This window comes from Aquabacterium sp., from assembly GCF_016234775.1.
Taxonomy (GTDB): Bacteria; Pseudomonadota; Gammaproteobacteria; order Burkholderiales; family Burkholderiaceae_C; genus Aquabacterium.
This window is the reverse complement of sequence record NZ_JACRAH010000001.1, coordinates 227,701-242,527: the sequence shown is the minus strand read 5'-3', so window position 1 is coordinate 242,527 and position 14,827 is coordinate 227,701. Positions and strand designations below refer to the sequence as shown.

General features: G+C 62.2%; 13 protein-coding genes, 2 tRNA genes and 1 riboswitch. Of the genes, 14 read left to right on the top strand and 1 reads right to left on the bottom strand.

What is annotated here, in order from left to right:
• The first annotated feature begins 9 nt into the window (after nucleotides 1–9).
• The 8 genes from cysD to HY836_RS01060 all read left to right on the top strand — a co-directional run bounded on the left by cysD (nucleotide 10) and on the right by HY836_RS01060 (nucleotide 7,352).
• Nucleotides 10–969, top strand: coding sequence for a sulfate adenylyltransferase subunit CysD (cysD, locus tag HY836_RS01095; protein ID WP_290672865.1), 960 nt, complete (start codon nucleotides 10–12; stop codon nucleotides 967–969).
• Entirely contained in the window at nucleotides 969–2,294 is a 1,326-nt protein-coding gene (locus tag HY836_RS01090; RefSeq protein WP_290672609.1) for a GTP-binding protein, read from the top strand. The genes cysD and HY836_RS01090 overlap by 1 nt, the downstream gene beginning before the upstream one ends.
• An 11-nt stretch (nucleotides 2,295–2,305) precedes the next feature.
• Nucleotides 2,306–3,133 (top strand): uroporphyrinogen-III C-methyltransferase, encoded by an 828-nt coding sequence (cobA, locus tag HY836_RS01085; RefSeq protein WP_290672606.1) that lies wholly within the window; start codon nucleotides 2,306–2,308, stop codon nucleotides 3,131–3,133.
• A 62-nt stretch (nucleotides 3,134–3,195) separates the two neighbouring features.
• Nucleotides 3,196–3,519: a ferredoxin FdxA gene (gene fdxA / locus HY836_RS01080; protein ID WP_290672603.1), complete on the top strand. Its 324-nt coding sequence runs from the start codon at nucleotides 3,196–3,198 to the stop codon at nucleotides 3,517–3,519.
• Between the two features lie 26 nt (nucleotides 3,520–3,545).
• Entirely contained in the window at nucleotides 3,546–4,619 is a 1,074-nt protein-coding gene (locus HY836_RS01075; RefSeq protein ID WP_290672600.1) for an NAD(P)/FAD-dependent oxidoreductase, read from the top strand.
• Between the two features lie 5 nt (nucleotides 4,620–4,624).
• Nucleotides 4,625–4,736, top strand: a riboswitch (TPP riboswitch).
• A 17-nt stretch (nucleotides 4,737–4,753) separates the two neighbouring features.
• Nucleotides 4,754–7,024 carry a TonB-dependent siderophore receptor gene (locus tag HY836_RS01070; RefSeq protein WP_290672597.1) on the top strand — a complete coding sequence of 757 codons (2,271 nt, stop codon included), beginning with the start codon at nucleotides 4,754–4,756 and terminating at the stop codon, nucleotides 7,022–7,024.
• Nucleotides 7,025–7,147: 123 nt separating this feature from the next.
• A tRNA-Asn gene (locus HY836_RS01065) sits at nucleotides 7,148–7,223 on the top strand.
• A 53-nt stretch (nucleotides 7,224–7,276) separates the two neighbouring features.
• A tRNA-Asn gene (locus HY836_RS01060) sits at nucleotides 7,277–7,352 on the top strand.
• A gap of 61 nt (nucleotides 7,353–7,413) precedes the next feature.
• Here HY836_RS01060 and HY836_RS01055 read toward each other — a convergent pair.
• Nucleotides 7,414–8,079, bottom strand: a complete 666-nt coding sequence (locus HY836_RS01055) for a TetR/AcrR family transcriptional regulator (protein ID WP_290672595.1) — start codon at nucleotides 8,077–8,079, stop codon at nucleotides 7,414–7,416.
• Nucleotides 8,080–8,163: 84 nt separating this feature from the next.
• Between HY836_RS01055 and HY836_RS01050 the strand changes: the two genes are divergently transcribed.
• From HY836_RS01050 to HY836_RS01025, 6 genes are all read left to right on the top strand, one after another.
• Nucleotides 8,164–9,621 carry an NAD(P)/FAD-dependent oxidoreductase gene (locus HY836_RS01050; RefSeq protein WP_290672593.1) on the top strand — a complete coding sequence of 486 codons (1,458 nt, stop codon included), beginning with the start codon at nucleotides 8,164–8,166 and terminating at the stop codon, nucleotides 9,619–9,621.
• 24 nt (nucleotides 9,622–9,645) lie between these two features.
• The gene (locus tag HY836_RS01045) at nucleotides 9,646–10,488 is read left to right on the top strand and encodes an SDR family oxidoreductase (protein ID WP_290672590.1); all 843 of its coding nucleotides are present in this window, start codon (nucleotides 9,646–9,648) and stop codon (nucleotides 10,486–10,488) included.
• 7 nt (nucleotides 10,489–10,495) lie between these two features.
• Nucleotides 10,496–11,314 carry an SDR family oxidoreductase gene (locus HY836_RS01040; protein WP_290672587.1) on the top strand — a complete coding sequence of 273 codons (819 nt, stop codon included), beginning with the start codon at nucleotides 10,496–10,498 and terminating at the stop codon, nucleotides 11,312–11,314.
• Nucleotides 11,315–11,338: 24 nt separating this feature from the next.
• Nucleotides 11,339–12,274: an alpha/beta hydrolase gene (locus HY836_RS01035; protein WP_290672584.1), complete on the top strand. Its 936-nt coding sequence runs from the start codon at nucleotides 11,339–11,341 to the stop codon at nucleotides 12,272–12,274.
• Nucleotides 12,275–12,703: 429 nt separating this feature from the next.
• Complete coding sequence (locus HY836_RS01030) at nucleotides 12,704–13,750, top strand: 3-oxoacyl-[acyl-carrier-protein] synthase III C-terminal domain-containing protein (RefSeq protein ID WP_290672581.1); 1,047 nt, start codon at nucleotides 12,704–12,706, stop codon at nucleotides 13,748–13,750.
• Between the two features lie 20 nt (nucleotides 13,751–13,770).
• On the top strand, nucleotides 13,771–14,811 hold the full coding sequence (locus HY836_RS01025) for a hypothetical protein (RefSeq protein ID WP_290672578.1): 1,041 nt from the start codon (nucleotides 13,771–13,773) through the stop codon (nucleotides 14,809–14,811).
• The last annotated feature ends 16 nt before the right edge of the window (nucleotides 14,812–14,827 follow it).

Sequence of the window (14,827 nt, the reverse complement as noted above, 5' to 3'; positions counted from 1 at the left end):
AGAAAGTAAATTGAAGCTATGACTGATGTGAACCAATTGCTGGCGGATGTGGACCACCGCCACCTGGACGCCCTGGAAGAAGAAGCGATCTTCATCCTGCGTGAAGTGGCCGCCAGTTTCGAGCGCCCTGGCCTGCTGTTCTCCAGCGGCAAGGACTCCTGCGTGGTGCTGCATCTGGCCGAAAAGGCCTTCAAGATGAAGAACGCGCAAGGCAAGCTCGAAGGCAAGCTGCCCTTCCCGCTCGTGCACGTGGACACCGGCCACAACTTCCCTGAAGTGATCGAGTTCCGCGAAAAGCGTGTGGCCGAGATCGGCGAGCGCCTGATCGTGGCGCACATGGACGAGTCCATCAAGAAGGGCACCGTGCGCCTGGCTCATCCGCTGGAATCGCGCAACGGCCACCAGACCGTGACCCTGCTGGAAGCCATCGAAGACAACCGCTTCGATTGCCTGATCGGCGGCGCGCGTCGTGACGAAGAGAAGGCCCGCGCCAAGGAGCGCATCTTCTCGCACCGCGACAGCTTCGGCCAATGGCAGCCCAAGGAACAGCGCCCCGAGCTGTGGAACCTGTTCAACACCCGCATCAAGCCGGGCGAGCACTTCCGCGCCTTCCCCATCAGCAACTGGACGGAGCTGGACGTGTGGCTCTACATCGCCCGCGAAAACATCCCGCTGCCCAACATCTATTTCAAGCACGCCCGCCAGGTGATCCGCCGCAAGGGCCTGCTGGTGCCGCTGACCGAGGTCACGCCCGCACTGGAAGGCGAAACCATCGAGACCGTGGACGTGCGTTTCCGCACCGTGGGTGACATGACCTGCACCTGCCCGGTCGAGAGCGATGCCGCCAACCCGGCCGACATCGTTGCTGAGACCCTGCACGTGACCGTGAGCGAACGTGGCGCTACCCGCATGGACGACCGCACGTCCGAGGCCTCGATGGAGCGCCGCAAGAAGGAAGGCTATTTCTGATGACTAACGTGACCCACAACGAAGCTCGCGAAGAGCTCGCCCACAAGGCCCTGCGCTTCCTGACTGCCGGTAGCGTTGACGATGGCAAGAGCACCCTGATCGGCCGCCTGCTGTTCGACAGCCGCGCCATCCTGGCTGACCAACTGGATGCGCTGGAAAAGCGCGCCGCCGGCGCCCCTATCGACCTGTCGCTGCTGACCGACGGCCTGGAAGCCGAACGTGAACAAGGCATCCCCATCGACGTGGCCTACCGCTACTTCGCCACCAAGACGCGCAAGTTCATCATCGCCGACGCCCCCGGCCACGAGCAGTACACCCGCAACATGGTGACGGCTGCTGCCGGTTCTGACGCGGCCGTGGTGCTGGTCGACATCACCAAGATCGACTGGAAGGCCTCGCCGGTGCCCCTGCTGGCCCAGACGCGCCGCCACAGCCTGCTGGCCCACCTGCTGCGCGTGCCCAACATCGTGTTCGCCATCAACAAGCTGGACGCCATCGAGCAGGACACCGAGACCGCCTTCAACAACGTCAAGGCTTCGCTGGAAGCTTTCGCGCAGCAAGCCGGCATCAACAGCAAGGGCGTGATCCCCGTGTCGGCCCTGCGCGGCGACAACGTGACCACACCGAGCGCCAACTGGCCCTGGTACCAGGGCCCGACGCTGCTGCAAGTGCTGGAAGAACTGCCTCCGAGCGACGAAAGCCATGACGGCGCCCTGCTGCACCCCGTGCAGTACGTGACCCGCGACAGCGTGGGCGAAGGCGAAGCCACGGCTTCCGGCACCGGCCATCAATACCGTGCTTTCTGGGGCCGCATTGCCCACGGCGCGGTCAAGGCTGGCGACGAAGTGCAGATCTTCCCGAGCGGCGAAACCGCCATCGTGGCCGAGGTGCGCCATTCGGCCCTGGTGGTCGATGCGTGCGAAGCAGGCCAGTCGGCCGGCATCGTGCTAGACCGCCAGGTCGATATCTCGCGCGGCGACTGGATCCACTCGCCCGGCAGCATCAAGCCCACGGACAGCTTCACGGCCACCCTGGCCTGGCTGGACACCGAACCTGCCGTGGTCGGCCGCAAGTACTGGGTGCGCCACGGCAACCGCTGGGTGCAGGCGCGCATCTCGTCGATCGACAACCGTCTGGACATCCACACGCTGGAAGACCGTGACGCCGGCGAGCTGGCCGTCAACGAAATCGGCCGCGTGCAGATCCAGACGCAGCAGCCCCTGCCGGTGGAGCCCTATCTGGACAACCGCATTGGCGGCGCCCTGATCGTGGTGGACCCGACGACCAACCGCACCAGCGGCGCGCTGCTGGTCAAGGCCGCCTGAAAGGCATCAGCATGGCCGACAAGCCCTGTTCACTCGTGACCGCCAAGGTTGTCTTCATCGGGGCCGGCCCAGGTGAGGCCGACCTGATCACCGTGCGTGGCAGCCGTTTGCTGGCGCAGGCGCAGGTGGTGCTGTTCGACGCGCTGGCGGATGCCTCGCTGCGTGATCTGGCGCCGCAGGCCGACTGGATCGACGTGGGCAAACGGGGCTTTTCCGGCAAGGAAGGCAGCGACTTCAACGGCCAGACACGCATCAACCAGTTGCTGGTGGAGCAAGCCTTGGCCGTGGGTGCCATTCACGGTGAACGTGGCCTGGTGGCGCGCCTCAAGGGCGGTGACCCCAGCCTGTTTGGCCGACTGGAAGAAGAACTGCACGCCTTGCGTGAAGCCGGCATCGACAGCGAAGTGGTGCCAGGCGTGACCTCGGCCCTGGCTGCGGCTGCCGCCACCCAACGCCCGCTGACGCGCCGCGGCGCAGGTCGCAGCGTCAGCTTCACCACGGCCATGACCCGCACGGGTGACCTGCAATGCGGCATGGGCCCGGGGCAGCGCGCGGACACGGAAGTGTTCTACATGGCCGGGCGCCAGCTCGCGCCGCTGTCCAAAGGCTTGCTGGACGCAGGCTGGCCGGCAGACACCACGGTCAGCGTGGTCTCCCGTGCAGGCTGGCCTGACATGCGTCACACCACGCACACCGTGGGCACCCTGGGCGACGCCAGTTCGGTTCACGCCGGGCGCCCTACCCTGGTGATCGTGGGCGCTGGCGCCACCGATCTTCCTGACCAACCTTTGACCCATATCGCCATTTGTGGCGAAGGAAGAGACCTTACGACAGGCTAATGCGCAAGCCATGCCCGTAAAATCTCGCCCTATTCATCTTTAACCGATACAAGAGACCAGACATGACCCACGTCGTCACCGAAGCCTGCATCCGCTGCAAATACACGGACTGTGTGGACGTGTGCCCGGTGGACTGCTTCCGCGAAGGCCCCAATTTCCTCGTCATCGACCCCGATGAGTGCATCGACTGCGCGGTCTGTATCCCCGAGTGCCCGGTCAACGCCATCGTCCCTGAAGAAGACGTGCCCGGCAACCAACAGCAGTACATCCAGATCAACGCGGACCTGGCCAAGTCCTGGCCCAGCATCACCAAGCGCAAAGAGCCGCTGCCTGAAGCTGACGAGTGGAAGGACAAGACGGGCAAGCTGGATCAACTGATCCGCTGATTGCCGTCTTCCACGCGGCACGCTCGATGATCCACACAGACGCCCTGGTCATCGGGGCCGGCCCGGTCGGCCTCTTTCAGGTCTTCCAGTTGGGCCTGCTGGGCCTCAAGGCCGAGATCATCGATGTGTTGCCGCAAGCCGGGGGCCAGTGCATCGCGCTGTACCCCGACAAGCCGATTTACGATATCCCCGGCGTGCCCCTGTGCACCGGGCGTGAGCTGACACAGCAATTGCTCGTTCAGGCCATGCCCTTCATGCCGGCCGATGCGCCTGACGCCCCCCCACGCAACCTGCATCTTGGGCACATGGTGTCCGAGTTGCGCGCGTGCGCCGATGGTGGCTTCGAGATCAAGACGGACAAGGGCCTGCAGATCCAGGCGCGCGCCGTGTTCATCGCTGCAGGCGCCGGTGCCTTTGTGCCGCGCACGCTGAACCTGCCCGGCCTGAGCGAGGCTGGCAATGTGCACCACTTCCTGCATGAAGCGAGCGGCACCGCTGCGCCATGGGCCGGCCAACACCTGATCATCCACGGCGGCGGTGACGAGGCCTTGTCGGCGGTGCTCAGCATCGCCCGCCATCCGAATCTGACACAACGCCCTGCCCGCTTGAGCCTGCTGCATCGCCGTGATCAGTTCCAGGCAGAAACAGACCTGGATGCGGCGGTACGCGAGCTGATGGCCGTCGGCCAGATCGACCTGATCGTGGGCATGCCCACCGAAACCACGATGGAAGATGGCCAGATCAAGGCCCTGCAGATTCTGGGTGCAGATGGGCAGACACGCAGCCAGCCTCTGGACCATCTGCTGATCCGTCTGGGGATGAGCCCCAAGTTGGGCCCATTGAGCAACTGGGGCATGGCGCTGGAGCGCAAACAGGTGGCCGTGAACACCGCCAGTTTCGAAAGCAGCATCCCCCGCCTGTATGCCGTGGGCGACATCAACGTCTACCCCGGCAAGAAGCGCCTGCTGCTGTGCGGCTTCCACGAAGCCACGCTGGCTGCCCACCATGCAGCCGCCGCGCTCAACCCGGATGCACCGCAACACCTGCTCTACACCACCACCAGCCCGCTGCTGCACCAGCGCCTGGGCATAGCCAAGTAGAATCCCACCATCGCTAGGGGTGCGGGCGGTTCGTTACCAACGAGCTTGCTGCGCTGAGAGAGTCCCTTTGAACCTGACCGAGGTCGTGCTCGCGTAGGAAAGCGTCTGCATCACGCACTGCACTCATGCCCGCCATGAGCCCCGCCCGCGCTGCCAGCAGCCTCCCGCCCGAACGTGCCTTGCCCGTTGTCATCGTGCTGGAGTTGTTCGAAATGCACCGTCAAGATTCCTTTACCTGCGCCACGAAGGTGCTCAACAAGCTGTCGCCGCTGGCCTTGGCCGTGCTGGTTCTGCTCGCACAAGATGCGGCACAAGCCCAAAGCAGCGATGACGAGCGCGCCTTGCCCTCGGTCAACGTCACAGCACCTGCCAAACGCCAGGCGCGCGCCAGCATCCCCGGCCTGGGCGATGGCCCTGCGTGGCAACAGCCCGTGCAGGCACAAAGCTTCAGCGAGGACACCTTGAAGGATGCGCAGGCTACACGCCTGGCCGACCTCACCAAGCTGGACGCCAGCACCACCGACTCGTACAACACCATCGGCTATTGGGACTACCTCACCATCCGCGGCTTCACGCTGGACAACGCCTACAACTACCGTCGCGAAGGCTTGCCCATCAATGCCGAAACCCGGCTGCCCATGGACAACAAGGCCAGCGTCGAGTTGCTCAAAGGCACCAGTGGCATGCAGGCGGGCGTGAGCGCGCCAGGTGGCCTGGTCAATCTGGTGGTCAAGCGGCCTGATCGACGCGTTCGCACGGCCAACGTGGCCCTGACGGATGCGGGTGATCTGTTGACCAGCGTGGACCTGGGCGACCGCTTTGGCGAGCGTGCCGAATGGGGCGTGCGCGTGAATGCGGCGGCAGAGCGCCTGGCCACGCACGTGGACAACACGCGTGGGCATCGGCAGTTGTTTGCGTTCGCTGTGGATCACAAGTTGACAAGCAGTCACACGCTGGAAGCAGAATTCGAACACAGCTACATGAGCCAACCCAGCGTGCCTGGCTTCAGCCTGTTGGGAGATCAACTGCCATCGGCACATGACATCGACCCAAGCATCAACCTCAACAATCAGCCTTGGACACTGCCTGTTCAGATGCAAGGCGATACAGGCACCATTCGGCTGCGCAGCGATCTGGGGCAAGGCTGGAAAAGCTTAGTCACCGTGGGAGAGCAGCGACTGAAGTCCGACGACCGTGCGGCCTTCCCGCTCAGCGGCGACGGCTACACCTGTTTCCATGGCCCCAAGGACCTGGCGGTCTACTGTGCCAACGGCAATTTCGACCTCTACGACTTCCGATCCGACAATGAACTGCGCCTGACAAGGTCCGTGCTGGCCGAGGTGCAAGGCAGCGTGCAAACCGGCGGCATCCAACACGACATGACCATTGGCGTATTGCGCTCCTTGTTCCGATCGGGCTTGTCCACGCAGGCCTACAACAAGGTGCCAGAAACCAGCAATCTGTCTGACCCCTACGCGCCTGTCAGCCCGGCACCTGCGCCTGGCTTCCAGGTCTCCAACCGCCGCGAGCAAAGCACCGAATGGCGCCTGCAAGATGCGCTGACCTTCAATCGTGAGACACAGGCCTGGATAGGTGTGAGGTACACCCAACTGCATCGCGAAAGCAGCCCCACTGGCGGCTCGGAATCACCTGCTTCAGATGACCGATCCCTGGCCACCCCTTGGGCAGCACTGGCCTACACCTTCGCGCCACAAACACGCGCCTACGCCAGCTGGGGGGAAGGCATCGAACTGAAAGCCGCTCCCTACGGCATGGGCTACAACAACCCAGGCGCCATCCTGCCCACGATGAAGAGCCGCCAGTGGGAGCTGGGGATCAAGGGCCAATACACCCTGGACAAGTCCACCCAACAATGGGGCCTGAACTGGTTCCACATCAAGCGGCCTGAAGCGGACTACATCAACCTTACCTACATGCCTGATGGCCTGTCGACGCATCAGGGCTTAGAAGGCTACTGGCAGGGCCGCATGGGCGCGTGGAGCCTTGCGGGCAGTGGCATGGTGCTGGACGCCAAACGCCATGGCAGTGCCCAGGACTTCATCAACAACAAGAGCCCGGTCAACGTCCCGGCGCACACGATCAAGCTTTCAGGCGCCTATGCCTGGGCAACGCGTCTGCCCCTGACGCTGCAGCTCGACGTGGTCCACGAAGGACACCGATGGGTGGATCCGGAAAACTCAATCCGGCTGCCAGCGTGGACGCGCGTGGACCTTGGTTTGCGCGCCACGCAAGCCCTGACGAGCCAGACCATCACCTGGCGCCTGGGTGTCACCAACCTGTTTGACACCCGCGCCTGGCGCGAATCGCCCAACCCATTTGGCGCGATCTACCTGTTCCCGATGCCAAGCCGCACCGTCACCGCTTCGGCGCAAATCGACTTCTGAGGCGCCCAATTGCACACCCTGGCCGACTGACGAAAACACACAACGCAGCCGGTCAGCTTGCAAAACCATGCTATAGTCGCGTTCTCAGCTGATGCCCACGACGCAAGTATGGGCAGCAACTTTTCCCCGATAGCTCAGTTGGTAGAGCGCCGGACTGTTAATCCGTAGGTCCCTGGTTCGAGCCCAGGTCGGGGAGCCAAAATTAACACCGCCTTGTGTACACCATGCACAAGGCCGCGCAAGCAGATTTGTTCCCCGATAGCTCAGTTGGTAGAGCGCCGGACTGTTAATCCGTAGGTCCCTGGTTCGAGCCCAGGTCGGGGAGCCAGATATCAAAAGCCTCAGCAGATGCTGGGGCTTTTTCTTTTCCAGCCTACGAGCACACCAACTCAGCCGCTCTTTGCTGGCAAGGTGCTCATCAGGCCCCGAAACACCCGCGAGGTGGCCGACACCATGGTGGCCTTGCTTTCACGATAGCCACCCAGCAACCAGTGCAGCACGCACTGGCTCACGGCGCCTGCCAGCGCCAGGCCCACCATGCGGATCTCGTCCTGATCCTGCGTGCCCAGATCCTCAAAGCGCTGACGGGCCACGCTCATCACCAGGTTGCCGAACCCGTCCATGGTGTCGTTGTACATCTTGTCGACCCGGGGGCTCACGCCCATGACCTCAATCCAGATGACGCGCGCCACACGTGGATCCGAAACGTGGGTGAACACGGCATCCAGGCCCGCCTCGATGGCGGTCATGAAATCGCTCGATCCACCGGCCGTGGCCAGCGCCATGACCACGCACTGCTCCAGGGCCTCGCACTGCTGCCGATAAACACCCATCAGCAGGTCTTCCGTGGTGTCGAAGGATTCGTAGAAGTAGCGATCCGTCAACTCAGCCTGCTTGCAAAGGATGCGCACCGTGGCCGCCCGGTAGCCCAGGGTGCCAAAAACCTGCAGGCCGGCATCGAGGAACTGCTGGCGGCGGCGCGTGCGGCGCTCTTCCAGGTTCTCCCCCCCATAAATGCGGCCCTTTTTGTCGTCACTCGTCACGGATTTCGTCATACCCGTATTTGACGACAATCGACTTCACTTGTAAACTGACGACAAGCAACTTCACTTACCAAATCCCACACACTCCGCAGAATCATGCAGACCTACACCGCAATCATCATCGGCAGTGGCTTTGGCGGCCAGGCTGCGGCCATCAACCTCAAGAACAATGGCATCAACGATTTCCTGATGCTGGAGCGCCGTGCCTGGATCGGCGGCACCTGGAGCCAGAACAGCTACCCCGGCGCCGCGGTGGACGTGCAATCACCTCTCTATTCGCTCTCGTTCGAGCCCTACAAATGGTCGCAGATGTTTGCCGAGCAGCACGAACTGGTGGAGTACACCAAGCACGTGATCGCCAAGCACAAGCTGGAAGAGAAGGTGCGTCTCAATGCCAATGTGAACAAGGTGCAGTGGGATGAGGCTCAGCAGGTCTGGCAGATCCACACCGATGGCGCCGGCACCTTCCAGGCCAAGTTCCTGATCAACGCTTCGGGGCCGCTGAGCACGCCCGTGATCCCCAACTTCAAGGGCCGAGACACGTTCAAGGGGCACAGCTTCCACACCAACTCGTGGGATCACGACTACAACTACAAGGGCAAGCGCGTGGCCATCATCGGCAGCGGGGCCTCGGCCGCGCAGGTGATCCCGGCCATCGCGCCCGATGTGGGCCATCTGGATGTGTTCCAGCGCACGCCGCACTGGGTGCTGCCCCGCCCTGACCGCGTGTTCTCGGATTTCGAACGCTCGCTGCTGGGATCCAAGCTGATCTACAAGGCACTGCGCACCATCATCTACTGGTCACTGGAAAGCCGCGTGATCGGCTTCAAGTACTCCAAGACCATGCTCAATGTGGTGGCCCAGAAGGCCGCACTCAAGAACATCAAGCGCCAGTTGAAGGATCCCAAGCTGCAGGCCGCTGTCACGCCCGACTACACCATCGGCTGCAAGCGCATCATCCTGTCGAGCACGCTCTACCCTGCCCTGGCGCGCCCCAATGTGACGTTGCACACCAAGGACGACGGCATCGCCGAAATCAACGAGCGCGGCATCGTGACCACGCAAGGCAAGCAGGTTGACCTGGATCTGATCATCTACTCCACCGGCTATGACGCCACCGACGGCGTGATCTCCTACCCCGTGATCGGCAAGGGCGGCAAGTCGGTGGGTGATGTGTGGAAGGAATTCCCACGCGCTTACCTGGGCACCACCCTGCCCGGCTTCCCCAATCTGTTCGTGGTCACAGGCCCGAACACCGGCATCGGCCACACATCGGCCATCTTCGTGATCGAGGCGCAGATGGAATACATCATGCGTGCCATCAAGTCGGTGCAGGCTCGCAAGGCCAAGTCCATCGAAGTGAAGGCCGAGGCCGAGAACGACTACACCACCATGATCCACCGCGAGATGAAGCAGACCGTGTGGCAATCAGGCGGCTGCCACAGCTGGTACCAGAGCAAAAGCGGCCACGTGATCGCCATGTTCCCCGGCTTCAGCTTCACCTTCCGTCGCATGTGCCAGGCCTTCAAGCCGGCACACCACCTGTTCACCTGACCCGATCACGAGGAGACAAGATCCATGAAGGACTTCAAGAACAAGGTGGCAGCGATCACCGGCGCTGCATCAGGCATGGGCCGCACGCTGGCGCTGGAACTGGCGCGCCGCGGCTGCCACCTGGCCTTGAGCGATGTGAATGAAGCCGGCCTGGCCGAGACCGCTCAAATGGCCGGCAAGCTGGGCGTCAAGGTCACCACGGCGAAGTTGAACGTGGCAGATCGCGAAGCCATGAATGCCTGGGCCGATCAGGTCGTGCGTGACCATGGCAAGGTCAACCTGATCTTCAACAACGCTGGCGTGGCCTTGGGTGCCTTCATCGAGACGGTCAAGCCCGAAGACTTCCAGTGGATCATGGGCATCAACTTCTGGGGCGTAGTCTGGGGCACGCAGGCCTTCCTGCCGCACCTCAAGAAGTCGGGAGACGGCCACGTGGTCAACACGTCGAGCCTGTTCGGCTTGCTGGCCTCGCCCACACAAGGCACGTACAACTCATCCAAGTTCGCCGTGCGTGGCTTCACCGAAGCCTTGCGCCAGGAGCTGGATATCGAGAACTGCGGCGTGAGCGCCACCTGCGTGCACCCGGGCGGCATCCGTACCAACATTGCGCGCGCAGCCAAGATGGACCACAGCATGAGTGCCAAAACTGGCGGCGACGCGGAAGCCGCACGCTCACGGTTCGACAAGATGTTGAATGTGACCACGGCAGAAGGCGCCGCTTTGCAGATCCTGCGTGCAGTGGAGCGCAACCATCGTCGCGTGCTCGTGGGCCCGGACGCCAAGATCATGGATTTCATGGTGCGGCTGGTGGGCTCCTGGTACCAGCCGATATCGGCCTTTGTGGCGCGCAAGATGCTCGCAGGTTGAGACCACCATGAAAGACTTCAAAGACAAAGTCGTGGTGGTCACAGGAGCGGGATCCGGCATGGGGCGCGCCTATGCCATGGCCTTTGCGCGCCTAGGTGCCAGACTGGCTCTCAATGATTACGATAAAAAGGCATTGGCCGACACCGTCACCCTGTTGCCACCCGGCACGAAACAATCGGTCTTGTCGAACGCCTTTGACGTGTCAGACCGGGCGGCCATGTACGCCTTCGCTGATGACGTTCAACGCAAGCTGGGTGGCGCCCACGTGGTCATCAACAATGCTGGCATCGAAGGATCTTCCTTGCCCACATGGCAGACCACGGAAGATGAGTACGAGCGCATCATGCGCATCAACTTCTTTGGCGTGCTCAATGGCACCAAGGCGTTTCTGCCGCAGTTGATGGCACGCAAGGAAGGCGCCATCGTCAATGTTTCCAGCATCTTTGGCCTGATCGGCTCGCCGTCGTCGTCCGACTATTGCGCGAGCAAATTCGCCGTGCGAGGTTTCACGGAAGCCCTGATGGTGGAACTGCATGAAAGCCCGATCAGCGTGCACCTCGTGCACCCGGGCGGCATCGCGACCAATATCGCCCGCAAGCCGGCCGCACAAGCCTTTGCAAAACACTATCTGACCACACCACCCGAAGACATCGTCGAACACGTGATCCAAGGCATCCGCAAAGGCCGCGTGAAGATCGTCTATGGCCGGGATGCCTTTCGCACCTGGCTGGGCTCCAACTTTCTGCCGCAACGCTGGCTCAATGCCATCGTCTGGCGCGAGCTCAAACGCTCGCACGACCTGACGCACTATCAAGGTCTGCGCTGACCTTTCCTCCTCTCAAACAACATCATGGCAATCAAGAAGACAGCGGTTGCGGCCGCCGCATTGGGCGCACTCGCCCTGGTTTGGTCCTACACAAGCTACCCGAAGATCGGTCAACTGACGTATGACCTGACGGCAGCCATCGAGTCGCGCCTGTATGGCCTGCACAAGGAGGTGGTCACGGTCGAGGGCATTCCCATCACGCTGTACAGATCGTCTGGCTCGGGGCCTGCGGTCGTGATGATCCACGGCTTCAGCGCCGACAAGGATGTGTGGGCGCGCTTTGCACGGCACTTCAGCGGCCACCACCAGGTCATCATCCCCGACCTGCCTGGCCATGGCGAAACCGGCTTCAAGCCCGAATGGAGCTACACGATCGAGGCCCAGACACGCCGCATCGCCGCGTTGATGGACCAGTTGCAGATCAAGCAGGCGCACATCATTGGCAACTCGATGGGCGGCTTCATCACCGCGCAATTCGCCGTGAGTTACCCGCAACGCACGCTATCAGCAGGCTTGGTTGATCCGGCAGGTTTGCCCTCTCCTCATCCCAGCGAGATGCGTGTGATGCTGAGCAATGGCCAGAACCCCTTTGTGTTCGACACCAGGGAAGGCTTCCATCGCTTCTACCCGATGACCATGGCCTCGCCGCCCTTCATGCCGGGCTATGTGCTGGACGCCGTGGCCGACCGCTACATTGCCAGACGGGATCAATTGACGCAGATCTTTGCCGAATCCCACAAGGAAACCGATCTGCCCGTGCGCATCCGCGAAGTGAAGCTGCCGGTCATGCTGATGTGGGGCAAGGAAGACCGCTTGATTGACGTCTCCAGCGTCCCCGTCTGGCAATCCGCCTTGCCACAGGCACAGGTCCATGTCTGGGACGGCATTGGCCACATGCCGATGGTCGAAGCTCCAGCCAAAGCGGCGGAGGCATATCAACAGTTCCTCAGCAGCCTCTGATCTTGCTGCCAGCCCGGCCAGGCCGGAGCCATACAGCGAGCCCTCGTCGGGATGATGCAGGGCTCGCAACAAGGTCCCTCCATTCACGGGGGAACACCTCTTACAAAAAAGCGAATCGGATCCCGGCCAAACGAACGGTGAGCCGCGCCTGCCCACCCCACAATTAATGCACAACCGTGCACAAATAGCCGATTTTCGTGCGTTTTGTCATGAAATGCAGGGTGACCAACGCGTCACATTCGCGTCATTTGCGAAAACATATGATCCAAAACGAATCTATTTTCGTTTTCTTTCGAATCAATATGACGCTCATTTAAGGGATATCCCGCGACACACGCTATCTGACAGACTTCGTGCAATCGTTGTTCTTGAACGCGCCGAAACGCGCCGAAGAACGCCCGTTTGCTCAACTTTGATTGGAAGTCCGCCATGCACATCGCCGGTGTCGCCTTTGCTTATCCAGAACGTACCGTCTCCAACGACGAGATGCTGCAGATCGTGGCCGATCAGAGCCGTGACAGCTTCGAGGGCGACATCAACGTGGCCCTGCAGACCATCAAGCACTACCTCACCTACATCGGCTCTGAAAACCGACACTGGCTGGCTGAAGGCGAGCAGGCCTTCACCTACACCGAACGCGCCATCAACGAAGCGCTAGACCAGGCCGGCCTGGAAAAGAACGACATCGACCTGCTGATCCACGCCAGCGTCGACAAGCGCGTGATCGAACCGGCCATGGCCTTCTTCGTGGCCAAGGCCATGGGCATGGACAAGACCCAGTGCTTCGACGTGACCGAAGCCTGCGGCAGCTGGACCCGCGCCACGCAGATTGCCCAAGCCTTCCTGGCATCCGGCCAGTTCAAGAACATCCTGATCGTCACGGCCGAGTACGCCTGCCACGAGGGCCAGCCTCTGGCTCAGAACCACAAGCTCAACAGTCTGGCCGATCTGGAATGGGCATTCGCCAGCTACACGGTGGGCGAAGGCTCCACCGCCACCATCCTGACAGCCGACGGTGACAAGCCCTGGCAGTTCGACAACCGCACCTTCACGCAATTCGCCGACCTGTGCATGTCGCCCATCATCGACGACGACCTCGAGACCATGCGCATGGGTGACCTGTCCATGGCCGGCAAGGGCCGCCTGCGTTTCATGTCTTACGGCAAGAAGATGCAGGACAACACCATCGGTGACCTCGAAGAAATGATGCGCGAGAACCCCATCCCCGTTGACGAGGTGGACCTGTTCATCCCGCACACCAACACGCTGACAGCCTGGCGTGACCTCGAAAAGCGCCTGGACAAGAAGATCCCCTACATGTTCATGCTGCCCGAATACGGCAACCTGGTCACCAACTCCGTGCCCGCCGCCCTGGCCGTCGCCGAGAAGGAAGGCCGTCTGGAACGTGGTCACAAGGTCACCGCCTTGATGACAGCGGCCGGCATGTCCTACACCCGCTACAACTTCGTTTACTGATTCGGCGGGGCTGACAAGACATGGCAACCGATTGGTCCGGACGCAAGTACCGGGTGCTCAAGTCCCTGGGCGAAAACATCGACATGATCTTTGGCGTGTATCAGCCTGCGTCTGATCAGATGCAGTGGTTCCTGCACTCGCACGAAGTCGATGATGGCGGCGGCGCGATCGTCAAGATCCTGGCCTCGCTGGGCATCTCGATGCCGCCCAAGGCGCACAAGAGCATCCCGCCCAAGCCGGGCTTCTTCGGCCGCCTGGCTGCGCTGAAGCTGCACCTGCGCAACAGCCAGCCGGTGAACTACCCATGGCGCCGCCCCGACGCTGCTGAGGCGCCAGGCCAGGCAGAGCGCTGCTTCGTCTACTACCTGACGTCACTGGCGCACAGCGATCAACTCCGTGCCTGCGCCCGATCACAAGGCGTGGGCGAAACCTCGCTCTTCCTGGCCAGCCTGGACAAGGTCTGCCGAGAACGCTTCCTCAGGGAAGACAGCGAACGCGTCTGGATGATGCCGCACGACTTTCGTCGCTCCCTGGGTATCCAGACCCAATCGGGCAACTGGACGGCTCCCGTGTCGCTGCGGCTGCGCGGCGAACCCAGCACCCAGGACATCTATGGCCAGCTCAAGAGTCTCTACGGCAAGGGCATCCTGTGGGGCTCGTGGATCTACACGAACTTCGCACGCTGGCTGAGCGACGACATGATCCGCCGGGCCTACAACAGGCTGCGCCATCGCGCCTGGTTCGGCGTGTACGCCAACATGAGCGCCTGGCAGGCACCACAGGCCGATGCGCACAAGCTGGCAGGCAGCTGGGTGGTCAGCGCACCGCCCTTGAGCGCCGTGTGCCCCATCACCACCGGCAGCTTCACCTGGGAAGGCCGCACGGGCTTCACGATGCAGTTGCACCCTTCATTGAATGCCGATCGTCAGGCCGCGATGGACCTGATGCACGCCTGGATGGCCGACCTTCACCGCGTCGCCGGCATCACCGACGGCGATATCCAGCCCCAGTGCATCGCCATGCATGAACTGCAACAACAGGCCCACCGTGTGGACGCCTGAGCCACGCCCTGCTTGA